21 protein-coding genes are annotated in these 22,131 nt (G+C 53.4%); 3 read left to right on the top strand and 18 right to left on the bottom strand.

Going from position 1 to position 22,131, the window contains the following annotated elements:
• The first annotated feature begins 1 nt into the window (after window position 1).
• Window positions 2-565, top strand: coding sequence for an aminodeoxychorismate/anthranilate synthase component II (locus tag WC772_01900; GenBank protein MFA6169510.1), 564 nt, complete (start codon window positions 2-4; stop codon window positions 563-565).
• On the opposite strand, the gene WC772_01895 is transcribed toward WC772_01900, so the two are convergent.
• From WC772_01895 to dapA, 17 genes are all read right to left on the bottom strand, one after another.
• The gene (locus WC772_01895) at window positions 562-1,455 is read right to left on the bottom strand and encodes a PAS domain S-box protein (protein MFA6169509.1); all 894 of its coding nucleotides are present in this window, start codon (window positions 1,453-1,455) and stop codon (window positions 562-564) included. The genes WC772_01900 and WC772_01895 overlap by 4 nt on opposite strands.
• Window positions 1,456-1,488: 33 nt before the next feature.
• Window positions 1,489-1,704, bottom strand: a complete 216-nt coding sequence (locus tag WC772_01890) for a hypothetical protein (GenBank protein MFA6169508.1) — start codon at window positions 1,702-1,704, stop codon at window positions 1,489-1,491.
• A gap of 14 nt (window positions 1,705-1,718) precedes the next feature.
• The gene (gene serS / locus WC772_01885; protein MFA6169507.1) at window positions 1,719-2,999 is read right to left on the bottom strand and encodes a serine--tRNA ligase; all 1,281 of its coding nucleotides are present in this window, start codon (window positions 2,997-2,999) and stop codon (window positions 1,719-1,721) included.
• 4 nt (window positions 3,000-3,003) lie between these two features.
• The gene (locus WC772_01880) at window positions 3,004-4,068 is read right to left on the bottom strand and encodes an MFS transporter (protein ID MFA6169506.1); all 1,065 of its coding nucleotides are present in this window, start codon (window positions 4,066-4,068) and stop codon (window positions 3,004-3,006) included.
• Window positions 4,069-4,074: 6 nt separating this feature from the next.
• Window positions 4,075-5,499: a cysteine--tRNA ligase gene (cysS, locus tag WC772_01875; GenBank protein ID MFA6169505.1), complete on the bottom strand. Its 1,425-nt coding sequence runs from the start codon at window positions 5,497-5,499 to the stop codon at window positions 4,075-4,077.
• 109 nt (window positions 5,500-5,608) lie between these two features.
• Window positions 5,609-6,211 carry a serine O-acetyltransferase gene (gene cysE, locus WC772_01870; protein ID MFA6169504.1) on the bottom strand — a complete coding sequence of 201 codons (603 nt, stop codon included), beginning with the start codon at window positions 6,209-6,211 and terminating at the stop codon, window positions 5,609-5,611.
• A gap of 15 nt (window positions 6,212-6,226) precedes the next feature.
• Entirely contained in the window at window positions 6,227-6,754 is a 528-nt protein-coding gene (locus WC772_01865; GenBank protein ID MFA6169503.1) for a DUF2148 domain-containing protein, read from the bottom strand.
• 4 nt (window positions 6,755-6,758) lie between these two features.
• Window positions 6,759-7,526, bottom strand: a complete 768-nt coding sequence (locus tag WC772_01860; GenBank protein MFA6169502.1) for a potassium channel family protein — start codon at window positions 7,524-7,526, stop codon at window positions 6,759-6,761.
• Window positions 7,523-8,170 carry a class I SAM-dependent methyltransferase gene (locus tag WC772_01855; GenBank protein MFA6169501.1) on the bottom strand — a complete coding sequence of 216 codons (648 nt, stop codon included), beginning with the start codon at window positions 8,168-8,170 and terminating at the stop codon, window positions 7,523-7,525. Before WC772_01855 ends, WC772_01860 begins: the two co-directional genes overlap by 4 nt.
• A gap of 15 nt (window positions 8,171-8,185) precedes the next feature.
• A complete protein-coding gene (locus tag WC772_01850; GenBank protein MFA6169500.1) occupies window positions 8,186-9,205 on the bottom strand; it encodes an aspartate-semialdehyde dehydrogenase in 1,020 nt (339 codons plus the stop codon).
• Window positions 9,206-9,225: 20 nt separating this feature from the next.
• Entirely contained in the window at window positions 9,226-10,809 is a 1,584-nt protein-coding gene (dnaX, locus tag WC772_01845) for a DNA polymerase III subunit gamma/tau (GenBank protein MFA6169499.1), read from the bottom strand.
• Window positions 10,806-11,897, bottom strand: coding sequence for an alanine racemase (gene alr, locus WC772_01840; protein ID MFA6169498.1), 1,092 nt, complete (start codon window positions 11,895-11,897; stop codon window positions 10,806-10,808). The genes dnaX and alr overlap by 4 nt, the downstream gene beginning before the upstream one ends.
• Window positions 11,875-12,699 carry a PHP domain-containing protein gene (locus WC772_01835; GenBank protein ID MFA6169497.1) on the bottom strand — a complete coding sequence of 275 codons (825 nt, stop codon included), beginning with the start codon at window positions 12,697-12,699 and terminating at the stop codon, window positions 11,875-11,877. The genes alr and WC772_01835 overlap by 23 nt, the downstream gene beginning before the upstream one ends.
• A 141-nt stretch (window positions 12,700-12,840) precedes the next feature.
• Entirely contained in the window at window positions 12,841-13,662 is an 822-nt protein-coding gene (locus tag WC772_01830; GenBank protein MFA6169496.1) for a hypothetical protein, read from the bottom strand.
• A 66-nt stretch (window positions 13,663-13,728) separates the two neighbouring features.
• Window positions 13,729-14,316, bottom strand: a complete 588-nt coding sequence (locus WC772_01825; protein MFA6169495.1) for a hypothetical protein — start codon at window positions 14,314-14,316, stop codon at window positions 13,729-13,731.
• Window positions 14,300-15,073, bottom strand: coding sequence for a metallophosphoesterase (locus WC772_01820; protein MFA6169494.1), 774 nt, complete (start codon window positions 15,071-15,073; stop codon window positions 14,300-14,302). The genes WC772_01825 and WC772_01820 overlap by 17 nt, the downstream gene beginning before the upstream one ends.
• An 89-nt stretch (window positions 15,074-15,162) precedes the next feature.
• Complete coding sequence (gene dapA / locus WC772_01815; GenBank protein MFA6169493.1) at window positions 15,163-16,047, bottom strand: 4-hydroxy-tetrahydrodipicolinate synthase; 885 nt, start codon at window positions 16,045-16,047, stop codon at window positions 15,163-15,165.
• A gap of 177 nt (window positions 16,048-16,224) precedes the next feature.
• Here dapA and WC772_01810 point away from each other — a divergent pair, with 177 nt between their 5' ends.
• Together WC772_01810 and WC772_01805 are read left to right on the top strand one after the other, a co-directional pair.
• Window positions 16,225-17,682 (top strand): hypothetical protein, encoded by a 1,458-nt coding sequence (locus WC772_01810; protein MFA6169492.1) that lies wholly within the window; start codon window positions 16,225-16,227, stop codon window positions 17,680-17,682.
• Between the two features lie 11 nt (window positions 17,683-17,693).
• Entirely contained in the window at window positions 17,694-20,114 is a 2,421-nt protein-coding gene (locus WC772_01805) for a hypothetical protein (protein MFA6169491.1), read from the top strand.
• On the opposite strand, the gene uvrB is transcribed toward WC772_01805, so the two are convergent.
• Window positions 20,111-22,087 (bottom strand): excinuclease ABC subunit UvrB, encoded by a 1,977-nt coding sequence (uvrB, locus tag WC772_01800; GenBank protein MFA6169490.1) that lies wholly within the window; start codon window positions 22,085-22,087, stop codon window positions 20,111-20,113. The genes WC772_01805 and uvrB overlap by 4 nt on opposite strands.
• Between the last annotated feature and the right edge of the window lie 44 nt (window positions 22,088-22,131).

Below are 22,131 nucleotides of genomic sequence, written 5' to 3'. Positions count from 1 at the left end.
CATGATTCTCGTAGTGGATAATTACGATTCGTTCACTTATAATCTCGTGCAGTACCTCGGCGAAATGGGAGAAAAACCGGCCGTCTACCGGAACGACGAGATCACGATCCCCGAAATAAAGAAGCTCCGGCCCGACCGGATCCTGATCTCCCCGGGACCAAAATCACCCAAAGAAGCCGGGATCAGCCGCGAAGTGATCAGGACTTTCGCCGGATCGGTCCCGATCCTCGGCGTTTGTCTCGGCCACCAGGCGATCGGCGAGGTTTTCGGCGGCCGGGTCGTCCGCGCCGGTCGGATCATGCACGGCAAGACCTCCGCCATCTATCACGACGGCAAAACGATCTTCAAAGGCCTGCCCAACCCTTTTCAGGCGACCCGCTACCACTCCCTGATCGTTGAAAAGAAAAGTCTGCCGGCTGTTTTAGAAATTTCGGCCTGGACCAAAGAAGGCGAGATCATGGGATTGCGCCACAAAAAGTTCAGCGTCGAGGGGGTCCAATTCCATCCGGAGTCGATCCTGACCGATTACGGGAAGAAATTGCTGGAAAACTTCCTCGCTCTTTAGGTCTTTTCCGCCAGCTTTTGCAGCGCCGTTTTGATCTGTTTCAATTCGGTGATATCCCGGGCGGTCGTAAGCAGAACAACCTGACCGTCCAGCTCGATCAAATCAACGTTCACCAGACACCAATAAACAGCTCCATCTTTACGTTTGAGCTTAACTTCAAAGTCATGGGCGCTTGAGGCCGATTCGAGGGTTTGCAGTAAGCGGGCCCGATCTCCGGGATCGACGTACGTATCCTCGACTTTGATCTTTTGATATTCCTCCAGATTATAGCCGGTCAACTCCTCCATGGCGCGATTAACGGCAAAAACGTTTCCCGTCCTGTCGGCAATGCCGATCGCTACCGGGGCGGCATTGAACAGGGTCTGAAACTTTTTCTCCGCTCCCTCCAGCTTCCTTTGGCAATCAACCAACCCGGCGTTTAACTGCGCCAGCAAGGTCCCCATCTCTTTAATTTTATTTTCCAACTCCGCCATTTTCAGCTCCCGGCCGACCGCAAGCTCCTGAAAAAAGTGAAGATCTTGGATTTCATCGTTATTTTTTTCTTCCAGTGTTTTTCGCTCGGAAATATCGCGGGAGATACCGAGGACCGAAGTAACCTTCCCCATTTCATCGGCCAGCGGAACCAAACGGCTGTCAAGCCACGCCTCCTTGTTATAGAAAGGGAATTTACGTTCGAAATTCAACGGCTTGTTGGAGTCGAAAACAATCTGGATATTTTTCTTTTGCCCCTCGGCGATCGGCGGCGGAAAAATATCGCTAAGAGCTTTACCAATGATCTGCTCCGGGGTGGAGTTCAAATACTTTGCCCCGTATTCATTGACGTAAATAATTTTACCGTTCCGGTCAACAATATAGATAAAATCACAAGCGGAATCGATCAGGTTTTTCATAACGCTTGAAGTCTACTATTTTTATTGAGAAAGTCAAGCAAATTCGGAAATATCGGCCGAATTAAAAGAAAGAAGATTTTGGGGGTTCGGCGAGAAAATAACCCCGTTATCGCCGGGAAGTTTTGTGCCGACAAGTTTGCCGGTTTCTTTGGCAAAAGTTTGCTTTAAGGCGTCCAAAAAGTCCGGCGCGCCGGCCGCCGGCTTTCCTTTAAACGGTATACTAGAAATTCTCGAAACGCTTTCAACCATACTAATATATCGTATTAAACCGGGGAAATCTTGCTTAGACCGCCTAAATACGGCTGGAGCGCTTCGGGGATAATAATGGACCCGTCGGCCTGCTGGTAGTTTTCCAGGAGCGCGGCAAAGGTCCGGCCAACCGCCAATCCGGAGCCGTTGAGGGTGTGAACGAATTCCGGTTTGGCCTCTTTTTCCGGCCGGTAGCGGATCGCCGCCCGGCGAGCCTGAAAACCTTCAAAATTGGAGCAGGAAGAGATCTCCCGGTACTGATTTTCCGAAGGAAACCAGACTTCGAGATCGTAAGTTTTGGCCGAAGCAAATCCCAGGTCTCCAGTGCAAAGTTCGACCACCCGATACGCCAGATTTAACTTTTGCAGGATTTTTTCGGCATCGGCCGTCAATTGTTCGTGCTCGGCGGGGGACGATTGCGGCGTCGTAAATTTAACCAATTCAACTTTATTGAACTGGTGCTGGCGGATGATCCCTTTGACATCCTTGCCGTAAGAGCCGGCTTCCCGGCGAAAACAAGGAGTGTAAGCGACATATTTGAGCGGCAGGTCGGCCGCGTTCAGGATTTCGTCGCGATGGAGATTGGTGACCGGAACTTCGGCGGTCGGGATCAGATAAAGATCGTCCTCGCGGCAGCGGAAAAGGTCGTCGGCAAATTTGGGGAGCTGGCCGGTCCCGCGTAAACTGGCTTCGTTGACCAAAAGCGGAGTTAAAACTTCGGTGTAACCGTTTTCCTTAATGTGCGTGTCGAGCATCAGGCTGATGATCGCCCGCTCGAGCGCCGCCCCGAGCCCGCGATAAACGACAAAGCGGGACCGGGCGATCTTGGCCGCCCGCTCGAAGTCGAGGATCTTAAGGTTTGTTCCAAGCTCATCATGGGCTTTTGGTTTAAAAGCAAAGGCTGGTTTCTCGCCCCAGGAACGGAGCGCTTTGTTGTCTTCGCTCGAGCGGCCAACCGGGACCGACAGGTTCGGCAAATTCGGGATATTCAGGCTAATAACGGAGAGTTCTTCTTCGAACCCCTTTTGTTCTCCCTCGAGCGACTTAATTTCTTCGGCTAAGGCCTTCATTTCCGCCATTAACGCGGAAGCATCTTCCTTTTTTCGCTTGAGCTCGCCGATCTTTTCGGAGTCGGCGTTGCGCCGGGCTTTTTTCTCCTCGATCCGGACGGTCAGTTTCCGCCATCTATCGTCAACCGCCGTAAATTGGTCGAGCAAAGAGAGGTCGGCCCCCCGATTTTTCAGGCCGACTTTAACTTTTTCCGGTTCAGCGCGCAGTATTTTTGGATCGAGCATGATTTTATTTTATCACTTTCCTGACACTAAGCAAAGCCAGAAAAGAAACGACGATCGAAAACCCCATTACCCCGGGAAAACCCCAGAAGTGGAGAAAAACCCCGGACAACAAAGGCCCGATCACCGCCGCCAAATTGATCAAGGCGGTCAGGATCCCGATAATGCTCGCTTTTTCCGCGTTCTGGTCGAGTAAAGCCTGGTTCGCTCCGACCTCAAAAGCGGAAAAAGAATAGGCGATAATGACCTGCAACGGCAAGACCAGCCAAAAATTCGGGAGCAACGCGTAGAGAATAAAAGTGATCAAAGTGTAAAGGATCCCCCGCCGGAAAAGGTCCAGGCTTTTGTATCGCTCGTCATACTGCATCATCACAAATTGAGAAAGGGTGTTGACCAAATAAGCCACCCCGATCCAGAAGCGGTCCCCGCCCAGGTGCATCAGGTAAAGAGGAAAAATGACCCACAAGTTTTGGGCGCTGACCGACCGGAGAAAATAGGGCAAAAGGACCCGCCAGTTTCGCCGGAACAGGGCCCAGGAAAAAGGATCGCGCGACGGCCGCTTTACCCCCGGCAAGACCGGCAAGCGGAGTGAAAAAAGAAAAGCCGCGCCGAAAAGCAGGGCGCTGATCGCGAAAATCGAGTTATTGCGCGACAAAAGACCGGCCAGCATCGCCCCCAACGCCCAGCCAAGCGCGCCGTAAGCTTTAAATTTACCGATCTTTCCCCGATCGGTAAAAGCGTAAACGGTCAGCGCGGCCGGGAACATCCCGGCCGACAACCCCGCCCCCACCCTGACCGCCAGCAGCGAGAGCGGCCCATGGGCCAGCATTTGCAGGGCGAAAAAAACGGTCGAAAGAAAAAGGCCCAACCGGAGAAAAAAGACCGGACCAAACCGATCGGCCAGTTTGCCGAAAACATACGAAGAAACGAAAAAAGCGGCAAAATAAGCGCTCACGGTCAAGCCAATCAAGAAATTGCTCCCGCCCCACTCCTTGACCATCAGGGAAATGAAGATTTGCGAAGCAAAAAGCGAGGCGCTGGTCAAAAATGAGATCAGGGTCGAAATTTCCATGGCGTTCTAAGGGCGGCTCCACTTGGTCCCGTAGGCGGTATCTTCCAGGACGATCCCTTGGGCTTTCAACTGGTCGCGGATCTCATCGGATCGTTTAAAATCCTTACTTTTACGGGCCGCTTCCCGCTCGGCGATCAAGCGCTCGACCGACCCTGAAGCCTCGCCAGCGGCGGCATCAAAGGTTATCCCTAAAATGCCGAAATAACCGATCACCGTTTCCCGCATATACTCCAGGCACTCTTTTTCGTCTTCCCCTTCATCCAGGCTCTTGCGGCAGTATTTGATCATTTCAAATAAAGCGGCGATCGCGCTCGCCGTATTGAAATCATCGCTCATCGCCGCTTCAAACTTCAAAAGGTACGGCCGGAGCTCTTCCTTTAGATCGAGCAGTTCAACCTCCGGCGCCTGACCGGGCGTTTTACTTAAAATAAAATCGAGGTCGGAAAGGAACTGCCGGACCCGCCCGTAAGCTTCCCCCGCGCTCCGCATCTCGGAATCGCTGTAGTTGATCGGGCTCCGGTAATGGGTCAAAAGAAGGAAGAAGCGGACGACCAGCGGATCAAACTTGGTAAAAACGTCCTTGAGCGAAAAGAAATTTCCCAGAGACTTGCTCATCTTCTCTTTATTGACCGTCACAAAGCCGTTATGAAGCCAGTATTTGACCCACTGTTTACCGGTGAGAGCTTCGGTCTGGGCAAGCTCATTCTCATGGTGCGGGAATTCCAGGTCGAGCCCGCCGCCGTGGATATCGAATTGCTCGCCCAAATACTTGGTCGACATGACCGAACATTCAATATGCCAGCCGGGGCGCCCTTCGCCCCAGGGACTCGGCCAGGAGGGCTCCCCCGCTTTGGCCTTTTTCCACAAGACGAAATCAAAAGGGTTCTTTTTCCGGTTATCGATATCGACGCGGGCCCCGGCCTGCATCTCGTCCAGTTTCCGGCCCGAAAGTTTACCGTAACCGGGAAAAGTTTCCACCGAAAAATAAACACCGTCAGCTATTTCATAAGCCGCCCCTTTAGCCTGCAATCCCTTGATCCACTCGATCATTTCCGGGATATGCTCGGTCGCCTTGGGGTACATATCAGCCCGCAAGACATTCAACCGGTCCATGACCTCAAGGAACGAAGCGGTATATTTTTCGGTAATCTCTTGGCATCGTTGTTTAACATCGGCGGCCCCTGGTTCCTTTATCGCCTTCTGAATAATCTTGTCGTCGATATCAGTGATGTTCTGAACATGTTTAACTTTGTAGCCGGCATGGGCCAGGTAACGCTTGATGACATCAAAAGTCACGTAAGCCCGGGCATGCCCGAGGTGAGACTCGTCGTATGGGGTAATGCCGCAGACGTACATTTTGATCTCCGGAGGCGCGAGCGGAACCAGCTCTTCTTTGCGGCGTGAAGCGGTATTAGATAAAAATATTGACATATGATCAAAAACTCAATGAGAAATGGCCTAATGCAAAATTAAAAATGATTGTTTGGCAATCATTAAAATGATTCTTTTCTTCATTTTTCATTAAGTCATTTTCCATTTTTCATTTCTGCCTTTCCAGTCTTTCCAGCCGCTGATTGATCTCATCCAGCGCTTTAGCAACCGGATCGGGAAGTTCATTATGAGCCAGGGGCTCGATCCGCTGCCCCTTCTGCATGACGATCCGGGCGGGATTACCAACAACAGTTGAATGCGACGGCACCGGCTTGGTCACGACTGCGGCGGCGCCAACCCGGGCAAATTCGCCAACGGTTATATTCCCCAGAACAATCGCTTCCGCTCCGATCACCACATTATCACCGATCGTCGGGTGGCGTTTCCCCTTCCCTTTACCGGTCCCGCCAAGGGTCACCCCCTGATAAATGGTAACGTTGTCACCGATGACAGTCGTTTCGCCGATCACCACGCCGCAACCATGGTCGATAAAGACCTTTTTACCGATCTGCGCTCCGGGATGGATCTCGATCATCGTCAGGAAACGCATGATCTGGGAGATCAGCCGGGGGAGGATCGGAATACGCCAGCGATAAAGCAAATGCGCGAAACGGTGGATCCAGATCGCCCATAATCCCTGGTAAAGCAAAACCTCAAATATATTGGTCGCCGCCGGGTCGCGTTCAAAAATCGCCTGAATATCGCCTATCATAAAGTTTTGCTCCTCTTACCGATCAAAGAAAGGATTCTTGCCGGAGACTGAAAGCGGAATGCCCAAAGCGACAACGACTTCGCTCCCCAGCAGTCCGGTTTCAACCGCCGTTTTACCGACTGAATACATGATCCGATTGTCGAGCCGATGGTTTGCCGCCACCGCAACCGCTGAACCGACGGCAACCCCAAGATCGTTGGTGTTATAAGCGCAAATCGCTCCCGCCTGCTCCGCCGCCTGACAGTTCTTGAAACCGCAAAAGGAACAATATTTTAAGCCGATCGTTTTCTTTTTCGTCCCGATCAAAAGCATTGCCTGCGCTTTTTTAATGTTTTCCGAATCGCGCAAGAAGCCCGGCAGGGCTTCCCGTTCGCCGATCTTTTTCATCGCTTCAGACAGCTTCACTATATCCTCGCCGGTCAAGACCAGGATCTCCAGCAGGTCGATCCCCTTGGCTTTGGGGGCGGTCCGGGCGGCTAAGGCCAGCTCTTTGGCCAGAGCCTCGACCGTTTCCGTTCGAAAGCGCTCTTCGTTTTTCAACACTTAATTAATCCGCCGCGCCGAGCGCGACCTTGGTCGCCAGCGCCGCCATTTGCTTGCCGGCAATTAAATACGGGGAGATCACCCGATCCGCTCCCGCCTTTTTTAGCTTTTCTTCCGCTTCGACCGTTCCGGTCCGGGCGATAATGAACAATTTTGGGTTCAAGACCCTGGCGGAAAGGGTGACAAACACGTTGTCGGTATCGGAGTCGGCCGCCGCGACCAACCCTTTGGCATTTTTGATCCCGGCGTCAAGCAGAATCTGATCGGTCGTCATATTGCCGACCAAAAAAGGGATCTTCGTCCCTTCCAACTCCCGGGTCGTTTCTTCTTTGTTGTCGATCAACACATAGGGGATTTTGTTGGCGGCAAATTCCCTGGCGATTTGGTGGCCGACCCGGCCGTACCCGCAAATGACAAAATGATTTTTTAGGCTCACGATCTTTTTCTCCATCTTTTTCCTCCTTCGATACCCGCCAATCTCTCCTTCAACAATAATTTCGATGATCTGGCCGACAGTGTAAGCGACGGTCCCGATCCCAAAAACAATTACTCCAATGGTAAGGACCCGGCCGGCCAAATTCAGCTCATGGACTTCGCGAAAACCAACGGTCGACAGGGTAATGATCACCATGTAAACCGCGTCGGCAATCCCCCAGCCCTCCAATCGGACATAGCCCCAAGTGCCGATCGTTATGATCAAAAGGATGAGCAACCCCGGGAAGATCAATCTGGTCAGCGGGTTTATTTGCAGGTTGCCGTTATTTTTTTTCATTTCAATAAAAAGACCGTAAAGTCCCCCTCGTGATAATCATGCCTGACAATATACTTATTGCAGGCATACCGGACGAAGTTTAAGATCCGCTCCGGATCGAAATAGTAATACCGGGTCGAATTAAGCCCCGGCAGATCGGCGATCGGCAACGACCCCTGGCTCAAAAAATTAAGGGCCACGCCGAATCCGGCCAGCTCATACATACGGTAAATCATCTCACGGATAAAATCAAGGTGTTCTTCTTCGGAGCCGGTCCTGATGTTAAAGATCCCGCAAGCCATAATGTAATCAAAGCGCGGCAGGTATTTTGCTTCTAATAGATCTTTGACCTCAAAATCGGCTTCCGGAAAGCGTTGTTGGGCCGCTTCGATCAATTTGGGGGCAATATCATAACCGGTATATTGCAGACGGTGTTTTTGGAGAAGTTTCTCGCTCTTCAGGAAACCGTAGAGATCCCCCAGGCCGCACCCCAAGTCAAGAAGAGAAACCCCGGTCGATTTCCGGCCATAGACCAAGATCTCGTTAAAAATCCGAAAGCGGAGACGCTGGCTCTCCGGCGAATTCCAGTCGAGCGCCTTGTAATTGGGGCCGTGCTGGGCCAGCAGGTTCTCGAAATATTCAATTTGCTGCTGCTTATCGATCACGTTCCCCCCGCTTTATTAAAGCAAGCCGTCCTTGATCATCCGTTCCGCGATCAGCACGGCATTCAGGGCCGCCCCGCGCCGCAGATTGTCAGCCACGATCCACATTTCGAGACCCCGTTCCTGGGAAATATCCTCGCGGACCCGGCCGACCAGGGTCTCATTCTTGCCAACGCAGTCGAGAACGGTCGGATAGAGCCCTTTCGCCGGATCGTCCATGATCTTAACGTCGGCAAAGCCGCCCATCAGCTTCCTGGCCTCGGCCGCGGAGATCTTTTTCTTAGTGGTAATGTTGACCGACTCGGAGTGTCCGATCACGACCGGGACCCGGACGGTGGTCGCGGTCACCCGGATCGAATCGTCTTCAAAGATCTTCTTGGTCTCGTTGACCATCTTTAATTCTTCTTTGGTGTAGCCGTTATCAGTAAACTGGTCGATTTGCGGCACGACGTTGAAAGCGATCCGCTTGAAGATGCATTTAACTTCGACTTCGGCGTTCGGATCGGCAAGCAGTGCTTTGCTCTGGGTCATCAGCTCCTCGACCGCCTCTTTCCCCCAACCGGAAACCGACTGGTAAGTCGAGACGACGATCCGCTCGATCCCGACCGCGTCGTAGATCGGCTTAAGCGCCAGGACCATCTGGGCGGTCGAGCAGTTCGGGTTGGCGACAATCCCTTTGTGTTTTTTCAAGGCGTAACCATTAACTTCGGGGACAACCAAGGGGACATCCGGGTCCATCCGGAAATGGGAAGTATTGTCGATCACAACGCATTTACGCTTGGCCGCTTCCGGAGCCAGCGCGGCGGAGACATTGCCGCCGGCGGAAAAGAGGCCGAGCTCGATCCCCTCAAACGACTCCGGCTTGGCTTCTTCAACGGTATATTCTTTACCCTGGAAGGTCACTTTGCTCCCAGCGGTCCGGCCGGACGCGAGCGGCAAAAATTTATTGATCGGGAAATTCCGCTCCTCCAGGACCTTCATCATCTCTTTCCCGACCATCCCGGTCGCCCCTAACACGCAAACATTATATTTTTTCATGGCCATTCTCCTTTCAATTACTATGACACGACCCGCCCGCCGAAAAATTCGGCGACGCTGGAAGCGGTGATCGCGGCGTTGGCCTGAGCCACTTCCGAAATGATCAGTTCGAGCGGCAGTTTCTCGCCGCTGTATTCCCGGACCGCTTCCATCAGCGACTCCCGGTTCTTGGCGTCGTCCATCCTTTCCTTATGGAAAGAAAAACCTTTGCGGAAACCGATCACCAGCTTACCGGAGCTGATCTCGATCGGCTCGGCTTCAGAAAGGGAAACATAGCCGGAGAGGCTCTTTTGCTTCATGCTCTCCAGAATATCGGCCCAATGGTGTTTGATCCGGTCGATCGCCGCCCCGTTCTTTGTAAGCACTACTGGCGGCGGCACAGGTTTGGCTGGTTCCGGCGAGGCAACCGGCACGGCCGGCATGGCGGCAGCCATAGGCCGATGGGTATCCGTTTTTTGCGGGATGGCCGCAACCGTTGGCCTGGGAGCAGCAACCGGTTTCTCCGCCGCGATCGCGGCCGGGACTGGCTGTTGCATCAGTTCAATAATCGCCACTTCCAGGACCAGCCGACCATGGGGATGCCATTTCATGTCAAGTTCCGCCCGGGAAAGGGCCCGAATCGCTTCTTTGATCCGGGTCAGGCTGAACTTGGTCGCCTGATCTTTGAGCCGCTGCAAATAATCGCTGGTCAGTTCCAGCGCTTCGCCGGAGCCGACCTTGAGATGGAGAAGATTGCGGAAATGCATCACGAAATCCCGGGCAACCTGGGCCATCGACCGCCCCTCTTCCACCCCCGCTTTGATCAGTTCCAGGACTTTCGAATCATTCCCTTCGGCAATCGCTTCGGCAAAACCGAACAAAAGCTCTTCGTCGGCGGTCCCAAGGAGGGTCACAACGTTATCGTAAGAGATCTCTTTCCCGGAAAAGGAGATCGCCTGGTCAAGGAGCGAGATCGCGTCCCGCATCCCCCCTTCGGCGGAGCGGGCAATTAGGGCGAGCGCTTTCGGCTCGGCGTGATAACCTTCGGTCTTAGCGATCTCTTGCAAATGTTCGGTGATCTCGGCGAGTTTGATCCGGCTGAAATCAAGCCGCTGGCAGCGGGAAGCGATCGTCGCCGGAACTTTCTGGATCTCGGTCGTCGCCAGAATGAAAATCGCGTGCGACGGCGGCTCTTCCAGGGTCTTGAGCAGGGCGTTGAACGCTTCCGAGGTCAGCATGTGGACTTCGTCGATAATGTAAACTTTGTAGCGCCCTTCCAGCGGCGTGAAGCGGACCCGCTCGCGCAGCTCGCGGATCTCGTCGATGCCGCGATTGCTGGCGGCGTCGATCTCGATCACGTCGACTGAATGGCCGTTCTTGATCTTGTCGCAGCTCTCGCATTTGCCGCAGGGGGACGGGGTCGGCCCTTCCTTGCAGTTGAGCGATTTAGCCAGGATCCGGGCGGTCGAGGTCTTCCCCGTGCCGCGCGGCCCGGTAAAAAGATAGGCGTGGGAGATCCGGTTCCCCAGGATCGCGTTCTTTAACGTCTGAACGATGACCGGCTGGCCGACGATCTCCGCGAAATTCTGCGAACGCCATTTTCGGTAGAGCGATACGTAACTCATTTGTAGACCCTCGGGACCCGTTTGCCGATGCTGCAAACGACTTCATATGAAATAGTTTCTTCAAGGTTGGCAATCTCATCGGCAGAAATCCCCTGCCCCCCCTGCTGGCCGATCAGGACCACTTCATCCCCCAGTTCAACGTTGGCGCCGCCGACATTGACCAGCGCCATGTCCATACTCACTTTGCCGACGATCGGGAAACGTTTTCCCCGGATCAGGACCTGTCCCCGGTTGGAAAGCCGGCGACTGTAGCCGTCGGCGTAACCGACCGGAATGGTCGCGATCGACGATTCTGTTTCGGTCACGTAGGTCGACCCATAAGAAAGCGGCGTTCCCGCCGGGACTTTTTTCAAGTGAACAACCCTGGTCTTAAAAGCCAGGGCCGGTTCCAAAGTGATGAGCCGCCGGGAATTTCCCAGCGGATAGAGCCCGTACATCATCAAACCGATCCGGACCAGGTCGAGGTGGGTCACTTTGTGAAAAAGCGCGGCGGCCGAATTGGCCGAATGCTTTAGGGGAATATTTGGCAAACGGTCGGCAATCTGTTTGAATTTGCTAAACTGCTCCTGAGTAAAAGTGTCCTCCGGCTCTTCCGCTTTGGCAAAATGGGTGAAGAGCCCTTCGATCCCCAATCCGGGGAGAGAAGTAACCTTGGCGATAAAAGCCATCGCTTCCGACGGCACGACCCCGACCCGCCCCATCCCGGTATCGATCTTAACGTGGACCCTGACCTGGCGCTTTCGCTTCTGCGCCTCTTCGGATAACGCCCGCGCTTCGGCAAACGAATAGATCGTCTGGGTCAGGTTATGCTGGATGATCTCGTCGGCGACCGAGGTCGGCGATTCGGTCAGGATCAGGACCGGCGAGAGGATCCCCGCTTCGCGGAGCTCCAGCGCCTCTTTTAAATTGGCAACACCAAGATAATCGGCGCCGGCTTCCCCGGCCGCCCGGGCGACCGCCACCGCGCCGTGACCGTAGGCGTTCGCTTTAACGACCGCCATGAACTTCACCCCCGGAGTAACGGTCTTTTTTATCTCCGCGATGTTCTTCTTAATCGCCTCTAAATTAATTTCCGCGTAAGTGTTCATCTCTTAATTTATCCACCAGTTCGTCGGGGATGGAAAAATCCCCCAGTTTCGACTCGCGTCCCGAATCTTCACCGTGAAAATCAGAGCCGCCAGTCATTAGAAGCCCCTCTTTGCGGGCCAGCTTCACGTAATAATCGACCTGGTCGGCGTAATGGCTGATGTAATAGGCCTCGATCCCGCGCAAACCGTCGGCGATCATTCCCGGGATCAGCTCGTCCGCGTTGGAAATGGCCGGATGGGCAAAAACCGCGATCCCGCCGACCGATCTGATCAGCTTGATCGCTTCGCCCGGCGCCAGTTTAAAATGCGGCAGGTAGGCCGGCGCCCGGAAATCAAGGAATCGTTTAAATGCTTCCCTGAAATTACCGACGACCCCTTTTTTGATCAAGACCCGGGCGACGTGCGGCCGACCGGGAGACTTTTCTCCGGAGAGAGCGAAGACCTCGTCAGCCTCGATCGCGACGCCGAGAGCCTGAAGTTTGGCGACGATCCCATGGATCCGCTCAACCCGGCTCTTTTGAATTTTCTCCAGAACTTCAAGCAAACGCGGCGCTCGATGGTCGAGATAGTAACCAAGGATATGCACTTCGGCATGAGCTGTTTCAGTCGTCAACTCAATACCGGGAATGACCTCGATCCCCGCCTCCGCCCCAACCTGAACCGCCTTTTCAATCCCATCAACGTTATCGTGATCGGTTAAAGAAATGGTCTTTAGCCCGCCCTGGGCCGCCAATTTTACCGTTTCTTCTGGAGAAAATGTGCCGTCTGACTGGTTCGTATGTATATGTAAATCGGCTGGCATTTTCCCTGAAATTATAGCAGAATCAGCTCTTTTTCGCCAGGAAAGAGGCCTGAATAAAGCCACCAGGAAGCCTGCGACAATATCGTCGCGGCTTCCTGGTAACACTAACTCCATTCTCCCACTCCAAAGTCAGACCCTCAATTAATTCGGAATTTCAAATAATGACTTAATCTTATCGATATCATTTTGACCAATAGGTACCCCTCTACCGTCAAAACATCTATCTAGCCCAAATTCAACCCCATTAAATTTAAATATAAATACATGGCTCACTTTATTCAAATCGCCACTGTCACGTAGGTTGTTTAATGCCCATTCTATCGGGCGGCCCAATGGGAATATATCCGACAAGCAAATAAATAACATATTGTGTTTATCCGATTCCAGCTGTTCAAGTTTTTCAAGAACTTTACTTTCAATCCTTATCTTATCGTGATAAGGATCCCTGCTGTGCACCCCGCCTCCCTGCCTAATATCATCATCTTGATTTGTATTATCAGTGTTTGTTTGGCCCATCGTGGACACTTCAATAAACAATTGATCTTTTCCAGCTTTTATTGCACAATCTGGCCGACCAGCTTTTGTTTTTGGAAAAAACTCACATTGATCTAAATATGTATTTTTCATTCTTCCTATAACATACAGCTCAAATATAGCTCCCATTGACTCCTGCTTTTTCCGTGATTTAAGTCGTCCAATAACTTCCTTATATTCAGAGATATCCTTCTTTATTTCAAACAATACGCTATCTATTAGCCCCAAATACATGATGCTTGTACGTAATAAAAAAAGGTAGTAAACAGGAAAATGATATGCTGGATTACTAATGCTTTCTAAGTGGGCATCGTCGACTAAAAAAAGGTAATCGGGATCAATAGAGTCAACAATATTCAGAAAAGGTTTGATCTTCTCCTTAACTGTATCCAAATCTTTTATATATTCTTCTAACAATTGGTTTTCCATGAGTTTTATTACGAGGAAACCGCGGCGATATTGCCGCTGGTTTCCGATCCTAGAATAAAAGCGCTATCAGCTCTTTTTCGCCAGGAAAGAGGCCATCAGCATGTAGTCAAAGACTTCTGGGGTCAATTCGATCCCGAGGAGGGTCTGGGTAAAGGCCTGGGCGGCGACTTCACTCAACCCCTTGATCTGTTTGTGGGAAGCAAAGGGGCCAACTTCCCAGGATTTGAAACGGAACTTCTTGTAGACTTCGCCGAAGCGTTCCAATTCAAAATAATGAAAGAGCTCATGAGAAACGACGATCTTGAGGAGGCGTTCCGACAGTTCGGGAACATGGACCTGGCGGCGGAGCTTGTCGTGGAAGAGGCGGGAGATGGCGATCTCTTTGGTCGCCCGGCGGTACTCGCTCCGAATCAGACCTTTTTTCTCATCGCCAAAGATCCTGATTCCAAGGAGACCGGCAATCTTGCGGGGATCATGGGATTTAAACTCGCCGATAACCTGCTTGGCTATCTCGTCCCCGCTTTTGAGGACCTCTCTGATGGTCGCCAGCTTTTCCTCTTCCGGCAAAGCGGAAAATAATTCATCATCCGCCAGCTCAAGATAAGCGAGAGCCAGGCGGTTCCTTTGAATGATAGCGCTACTCTGTTTGCTCATAAGGTCTGATCACCTGATCGGTCACCCTGTCCCCATTCACGGTTATTTTAACATAATGGTAGAATCCGCCAAGCTCCCTTGGCAAATGAAGCGGTCCGCCGGCCCCGCCGCTGACGATATAAACGACCCCGTCGCGCTCCGACTTCGCGTAGCCGTGAATATGCCCGGCAAAAACATAACGGACCTTGTATTTGCTGAAAAGGCCGGTCAGCTCTTCGGTCACCGCCCGGCCCGACATCACGTAGTCCTTGTAAATCTCGGAGGGATCGAAGACCGGTTTATGCATGAAGACAAAGATTTTTTTTCCTTTAGCAGCAGCCAGCTGACTTTTCAGCCAGTTGAACTGTCCGCGATCGAAACTTTCCCGGAAAGAATTGTTCAGGACAATAAAGCGGCAATCGTCATGGTCGAAAGCGTAATACGCCGGACCGATGAGCTTTTCAAAATTCCGCCAGCCGCCGGCTACCCCGTCATGGTTTCCCTGAACGTAGCGGATCGGAATCTTGAGGAGCGCGGTCTTTTTCAGGAACGCCTGGTACTCCGCCTTTTTTCCGTAAACGGTAAAGTCACCAAGATTGACGACAAAGTCGAGCTCTTTATCCCGGTTCCAGCCGGCGATCAGTTTGGTCAACAGCTCGTCGTTCCCCTGATTGTCGCCGAACACGGCAAAGGAGAAAGAGTAAGCTGGTGAAAAGAGTATAAACAAAAAAAGGAGAGAGCAAATAACCCTCACCCGACTCAACCGCTCTTTTAACATTTTCTTAACGACCCTCTCCCAGAGGGAGAGGGTAAACTTTTCCTACCCCCTCGCCCTCTGGGAGAGGGGGAAAGGGGGTGAGGGCTACATTAAACAAACCCCAAATCCCTTAACACTTTCTTGATCTGCTCTTTCTCGCCGTCGGTCGGTTCAACGAGCGGCAGGCGGGGTTTCCCGACCGGGTAGCCGATCAACTCCAGCGCGTATTTGACCGGCGCCGGGTTCGGCGCGATGAAGAGGACATTAAACAACGGCAGCAACCGTTCATGTATCGCTTCGGCTTTCTTGATCTCGCCCGCGTGAAACGCGGCCACCATCGCGGCGATCTCTTTTCCGGCAATATGCGAGGCGACCGAAATGACCCCCACCGCTCCCACCTGCATCATCGGCAGGGCCAGCGAATCATCGCCCGACCAGATCGTGAACCCGGGCGGGACCAGCCCGGCGGTTTTTTTCGTCTGCTCAACATTGGCCGCGGAATCTTTCAAACCGATCACGTTCGGGCACTCTTTGGCGACGCGGGCGATAGTTTCCGGCAGCATATTGACGACGCAGCGTCCGGGTATGTTGTAAATAATGACCGGCAGCTTGGTCTTTTGGGCGACAGCCTTGAAGTGCTGGTACATCCCCTCTTGCGACGGTTTGTTGTAATAAGGAACGACGACCAACAAGCCGTCGACCCCGATCTTCTCCGCTTCCTGGGACGAGCGGATCGTGGTAGCGGTTGAATTCGATCCGGTACCGGCGACCACTTTGACCCTGCCGCCGACCGCTTTTTTTACCACCCGGTAAAGCTCAAATTCCTCTTCGTGGGTCAGGGTCGGCGATTCACCGGTCGTGCCGTGGATCACTAACGCATCGGACCCATTGGCCGCCAGATATTGCGCTAGTTTTTCCGCTCCCGCCCAATCAACCGACAAGTCGGCTTTGAAGGGGGTAACCATTGCCGTTAAAACATTACCAAAATTAACCATTGAAGCACCTCCAGGAATAGTTGATTTTACCATATTCCGAAAGCAAAAAACAGTCGGCGTTATACCATAAAATCCCTTGAAATTTCAAGCGAAAGCCGGCGACATCTATTTGAGCACTTTAAGGAAAGAGGAATTATTTTGCCCGCCATTACTAATATCGAAAATTTTCGTGCCTCAATGGCCCGGAGTTTGCAGGCTTTTTACACCAGGCACGGGTTGGCCGGCCAGCGCCTGGGAAACTATGCCGCCAATTTACAGGCGACCGCCCTCCGGCTTAAAGCGCAAGGGCTGGCCCCCTGCGAAATAAAAAGAGCTTTGGCCGCCGAACAAGCCCCCCTTCTCCGCTTTTCCAAACCATTTAAGCTCTGGGGCCAAGCCGACTTTAACTTTTTGACCCGCGACAACTGGGACTCGGTTTTTGAAAAACGTTCTTTAAGCCCCAGCAAGGCCGCTTTCGCCAGGAGCGAACAGCAAAAAGGGCTCGCTTTAATTTTAGACGGCCGGGTCGGTTTTCAGGAACACTATGGCGGCCAGGGGGAACGGCTAAAGATCAAAAAAGCCAAATATCTGACCAACCCGAACGATCTGCTGCAAGCTTACCAAGAGGCGGGACTCTTCCGGACTTTTGCTTCCCTCGCTGACTGGACGATCGGCGAGAGGACTTTCATCAATAAAAGTTTCGAGCTTTTTTCCCATTGCCTGGCGCAAGGGAGAAACGTTGCCGAAGCCAAAGCCGTTCTGGCTTCGATCAAGTTCAAAATGGTCCTTAGCCAAAACGCCGGCGGAGAGATCGTCGAAAACTTGGTCAAGAATAACTTCTTCGGCTTCCAGCCGGCTAATTTTATTTTTATGTTCCAACCCCGGCATCCAACCTACGGGGTAACGGCTGACGGCGAACTGGAAGCCGATCCCCGCTATCCAACCCAGGGAAACCATGGGCTGACCACCTTCCATTCGCTCTTGGAAAACCAGTGGTTCCGGGTCGTGGCAGAAGAAGCGCCGGGCGGTTTCCGCGAAGAACGACTAACAACCGAAGACTACCGCGCCTTCCAGCGCGGACTGACCATGTTAATGTACGAATCGGTCGAGGACCTGACTCAATATGAAAAACCCTTCGATTACGGTTTCATCAATCGGGTCGCCAGACAGGGCCGAGAATTCGGCCAGCTGTTTTTTCAACAGATCGTCCGGCAAAAAACGGAGAACCCCCAACCCGGCGGGGTTTTCGTCCACCTTTTTGACAAACGACAACGTCTGAACCGGCAAGCGGTCATTGAATCTAACCGGACCGGCCTTAAACCGGAAGAGATCCCGGTCCTTAATCGGGGCTGGGGAGCAATCTTCGATCCGAACGAATTTGACCGACAGGTCGTCAATTCGCCAATGCTTTCCGATCTTCATCCGACCTTTAAACCTAAAGGGGACGAACCGGTGGTCAGGATCGAATCGGAGATCCCCTTCGGCGACGCCAATCTCTATTTGGACAGCGCTTATTACGTCATTAATCCAAGGATCGCCAATCTCAAGGTGCCGGGCGATATCCCGGCCGCCCTGCGGACTCTGCGACAAATGGAACTGAAACCAGGCCTGGTAGATTTTGCCCGTGATTTTCTCGGGCTGGAAAGAAGCAGATAAAGATGCCGAGCATGCCGCCCCCGTCTTCAAAACTAAGATTCTTCCGCAAAGCCGGACTGGCCGGCCAACCGTGGGAACGCGGGCCCGCCCGCCACACCGAGGTCAGGGAAGCGCTGCAGATATTCCAGCAAACCAGCAGTCACTTGCAGGTCGCCTGCGACGCGTTGCATAAGTTGGGGATCGGCAGCGAACAAGAGATCGTGGCGCGCGTTTCCTGGGACGGCTCGAGCAGTCTGGTCAATCGGCAACGAGGGCTGCGCCCCATGGCCTCCGCTTTGAAAGCGACCGAGATCCGGGAATGTCCGGTCTGCAACAGCGAAAAACAGCCTTACTGGACCTGGCAGGTCCCCGGCGGGATCCGGCTGTTTGCCTACGCGCCGGAACAACCGCATCTGCCGCAACAGATCAACATCCCGCTCTCGCCGCTCCACAAGACCGACTTGCGGGAGCTTCAACCGGCTGAATTTATTTTCCCGCTCCTCTTTGCCAAGCAGGTCCTCAACGAACAGGTCGCCAAAGTTCCGGGGAGCGATCCGGTCGCCTATATCCATCTCGGCGGGGTCGGGTCGTCGATCGTCCATCCGATCATGGTCGTGGGGGCGCTCTGGCACGACGCGATCTATTACAATCAAACCCGTTTTGACATCGCCGCCCGTTACTGGCATTTATTCCAACGCGACGTAATTTGGGAAGAACACCATCAAATCTTAAGCGGCAAGGAACGGGATCTTTTTATCGCCCAGATCGGCGGCAACAATAATCCGAACCGAGGCTGGTTGATCCACTCCCCCTTCTCGCCGCTCGCTCCCTACCACCTCCGGATCAGCGCCCTGCAGGAAGGGACCTGCAACCTGATGAGCCTTGATCGGGCCGAGATTTTGCCCCTCGGCTTCGCCATCTGGAGCGCCGTCTCCATGCTCGGCAAACTGACCGACGGGGCCGGCAACCCGGCGATCAACAACGTCGAGATCAACTTCTCGATGATCAATCCCAATGACGCCCAGCTTAACCCCAAGGCGAGAATGCACATCGAAATCATTCCGCGGGAAACCCAGCAAGCGGCAATGGAACTGATGAGGATCCCGATCGTCGACGATCCGGTCGAAGTCGCGGCCAAATTAAGAAGTTTTGCCGCCGGAATGCCGACCGCGTTCGAACCGGCGGCAATTGCCGCGCAACTTTCCACCGCCGCCGGGATCATCCGCCACCCCAACCGGAGAAACGGCGGGCTGGCCGGGCGCCAACCGATCAGCCTGAACGTTGCTTTCGATAAGGCCAATAACACCCACAAAATGACCCGGGTCTCCGGGGATGTCGAAACGACCGTCCCTTTCCGCTGGCTGCTCGATAAAAATACCGGTACCACCACCCTGGTCGTCCCCGGCGGTTGGAGCTCGGGGACCTCGGAGATCGAATTCCCGCAGGAGAGCAAACCAAGCCGCGAACCGTGCTTTGCCTGCAATGTCGAAAACCTCGGCTATCCGCACTATGCAATGACGATCAACGGCAAGGAAGTCGTGGTCGTGACCAACGCTTTCGGCTTCTCCGGCGGTCAGGCGGCGGCGGAACCGCTCGCTTTCAGTGAAGAGATCGAAGTCCGATTGGGATACGGCCTGGAAAAATTGCTTTACGGCCCTTCCCACCTGCTGGCTTTTACCAAAGATCATTTAGTTGATTTTACCGATCTGACCCCTTTTCACCATGACATTCTGGTTAGGATCTGGCACACAGCGGCCAAAGAGCTTTTTCAGCGCAATCAGGAAAACAGCCGCTTGGTTTGCTTCGTTAATCTCGGAGTTGAAGCGGGAGCCTCGATCCCCCACTTCCACACTCAAATGGTCGAGATCCCGGCCGCCGTCAGCGGCAACATCGAAAGACGGATCGCCCAAGTCGACGCCGAAGGGCGGGTCATGTTGAGACAGAAAGAGAACAACCCTTACAATCAGGTCAGGGGTTTGGCGCTGCTGCGGGACGGGGTTTCCAGCCGCGACCTGATGGCCGAGGTCTTTACCAACGCGGAACGAAGCGGGCTGATCCTTTTCGAAGATGAGAACGTCATCGCCTACGTCGAAGAGACCCCGATGTTCCCTTACGAAATGATCATCAGGGCGAAACGGCTGGGAGCGAACAGTTTGCTCTATCTGAAACCGGAAGAGCTTGAGTCCTTCATCAAAGCGATGGGGGTCATGCAACCAGCTTTTGTTAAGATCGGGGTCAACAACATCAACATCGTCGACGAATCAGCCCAGTACGACAACCGGAGCTCCTGCTGGCGTTACGGCATCCGCTTCCTGCCGCGCAAGGTCAACGACACGCAAAAGAGGATCGGCGCGCTGGACTTAAAAGGGGTCTTTCTGGTCCCGGTCTCGCCGCAAAGAGCGGCTGAAGAATTTAAAGAAGCGATCGGCGGGCTGATCGAGGTCCGGCCTTAAGCGGTCAGCCCAAACACTTTCTTCAGCTCTTTGATCTTGTCGCGGAGCTTGGCCGCCTGTTCGAAGTTGAGAGCGGTCGCCGCCACTTCCATTTCTTCTTCCAGCGCCCGGATCAGCGCCGGAACTTCATCCGGCGGGACGAATTCCTTAAGTTTCCTGATCTCCTCTTCTTTGCTCTCTTTGATCCGGTCGGAAATATCGGAGATCTCCTTCACGATTGTCTGGGGAGTGATCCCGTTCTTTTCATTATATTCGATCTGGAGCTGACGGCGCCGCTCGGTTTCGCCGATCGCCCGCTTCATCGAGTCGGTCACTTTATCGGCGTACATGATGACCAGCCCGCCCGCGTTACGGGAAGCCCGGCCGATCGTCTGAATAAGCGACGTTGCCGCCCGGAGAAACCCTTCTTTGTCGGCGTCGAGGATCGCCACTAACGATACTTCCGGCAAGTCCAGCCCTTCGCGCAGCAGATTGATCCCGATCAGGACGTCAAACTCGCCGAGCCGCAGACCGCGCAGGATCTCGATCCGGTCAAGCGTTTCAACATCGGAGTGGAGATAGCGAACCTTGATCCCCGCTTCGTTCATGAACTCTGTAAGATCTTCGGCCATCCGTTTGGTCAGGGTCGTGACCAGGACCCGCTCTTTTCTGGCCACTCTGGTCTTGATCTCGCCGATCAGGTCGTCGACCTGGCCTTCGGACTTTCTGACCTCGACCGCCGGATCGATCAGGCCGGTCGGCCGGATGATCTGTTCGACGATCTGCTGGGAATTTTTCAGCTCGTAATCGGCGGGGGTCGCCGAAACAAAGACGACCTGGTTGAGCCGCTTTTGGAACTCGTCAAAATTAAGCGGCCGGTTATCATAGGCCGACGGCAAGCGGAAACCAAAATCGATCAGGCTGGTCTTGCGCGCCCGGTCGCCGTTGTACATCGCCCGGAGCTGGGACATGGTAATGTGGGATTCATCGATGAACATCAGAAAATCTTTCGGAAAATAATCGAGCAGGGTCGACGGCGAATCACCAGGTTTGCGCCCGTCAAAGTGGCGGGAATAATTCTCGATCCCGGAACAGTATCCCATCTCCCGGATCATTTCGATGTCGTATTTGGTCCGTTTTTCCAGCCGCTGGGCTTCGACGATCTTTTTCGCTTTGTTCAAAACCTTGAGCTGTTGTTCCAGCTCCTGTTTGATCGACTGGACGGCGGTCTCGATCTGATCTTCAAAGGTGACGTAATGGGTCCCCGGAAAAATATAAGCGACCGGCTTTTCATTGACCTTACGGCCGGAGACCCCTTCCAGTTCGGAGATCCTAGCAATCCGGTCGCCGTCAAGCTCGACCCGAATGAGGTTCTTTTCATAAGCCGGAAAAATCTCAACAATATCGCCGCGGACCCGGAAACGGCCACGCTTCAACTCAAAATCGTTCCGCTCGTACTTCACCGAGATCAGCTTTTGCATCAACGCTTCCCGGTCGAACTGGTCGCCGACTTTGATCGTGATGACCGCCCGTTCATAATCCTTGGGGGTACCGAGGCCGTAAATGCAGGAAACCGAGGCGACAACAATAACGTCCCGGCGGGTCAAAAGCGACATCGTCGCTTCGTGCCGGAGACGGTCCAGCTCTTCGTTGATCGAGGAATCCTTTTCAATATAAGTATCGGTGTGCGGAATATAGGCTTCCGGCTGGTAGTAATCGTAGTAAGAGACAAAGTACTCGACCGCGTTCTGCGGGAAAAAGTTCCGGAATTCCTGGCAAAGCTGGGCGGCCAGGGTCTTGTTGGGAGAAATAACCAGGGTTGGCCGCTGGACCCGTTCGATCACATTGGCCATGGTAAAAGTTTTACCCGAACCGGTGATCCCGAGGAGGGTCTGGAACTTATCGCCGCCAAGGAGCCCACTGGTCAGCTGGTCGATCGCTTTCGGCTGGTCGCCGCGCGGCTCGAAGTTGGAAACGACTTTAAATTCAGGCATGAGAAATTATAACAAAAACGCTGAAATTAAACAAAAAACTAAGC

Source organism: Candidatus Margulisiibacteriota bacterium (assembly GCA_041661965.1).
In the GTDB taxonomy this organism is placed as follows: Bacteria; Margulisbacteria; WOR-1; order O2-12-FULL-45-9; family XYB2-FULL-48-7; genus XYB2-FULL-45-9.
The sequence above is the reverse complement of the archived record's forward strand: the minus strand, read 5'-3'. Positions and strand labels throughout refer to the sequence as shown.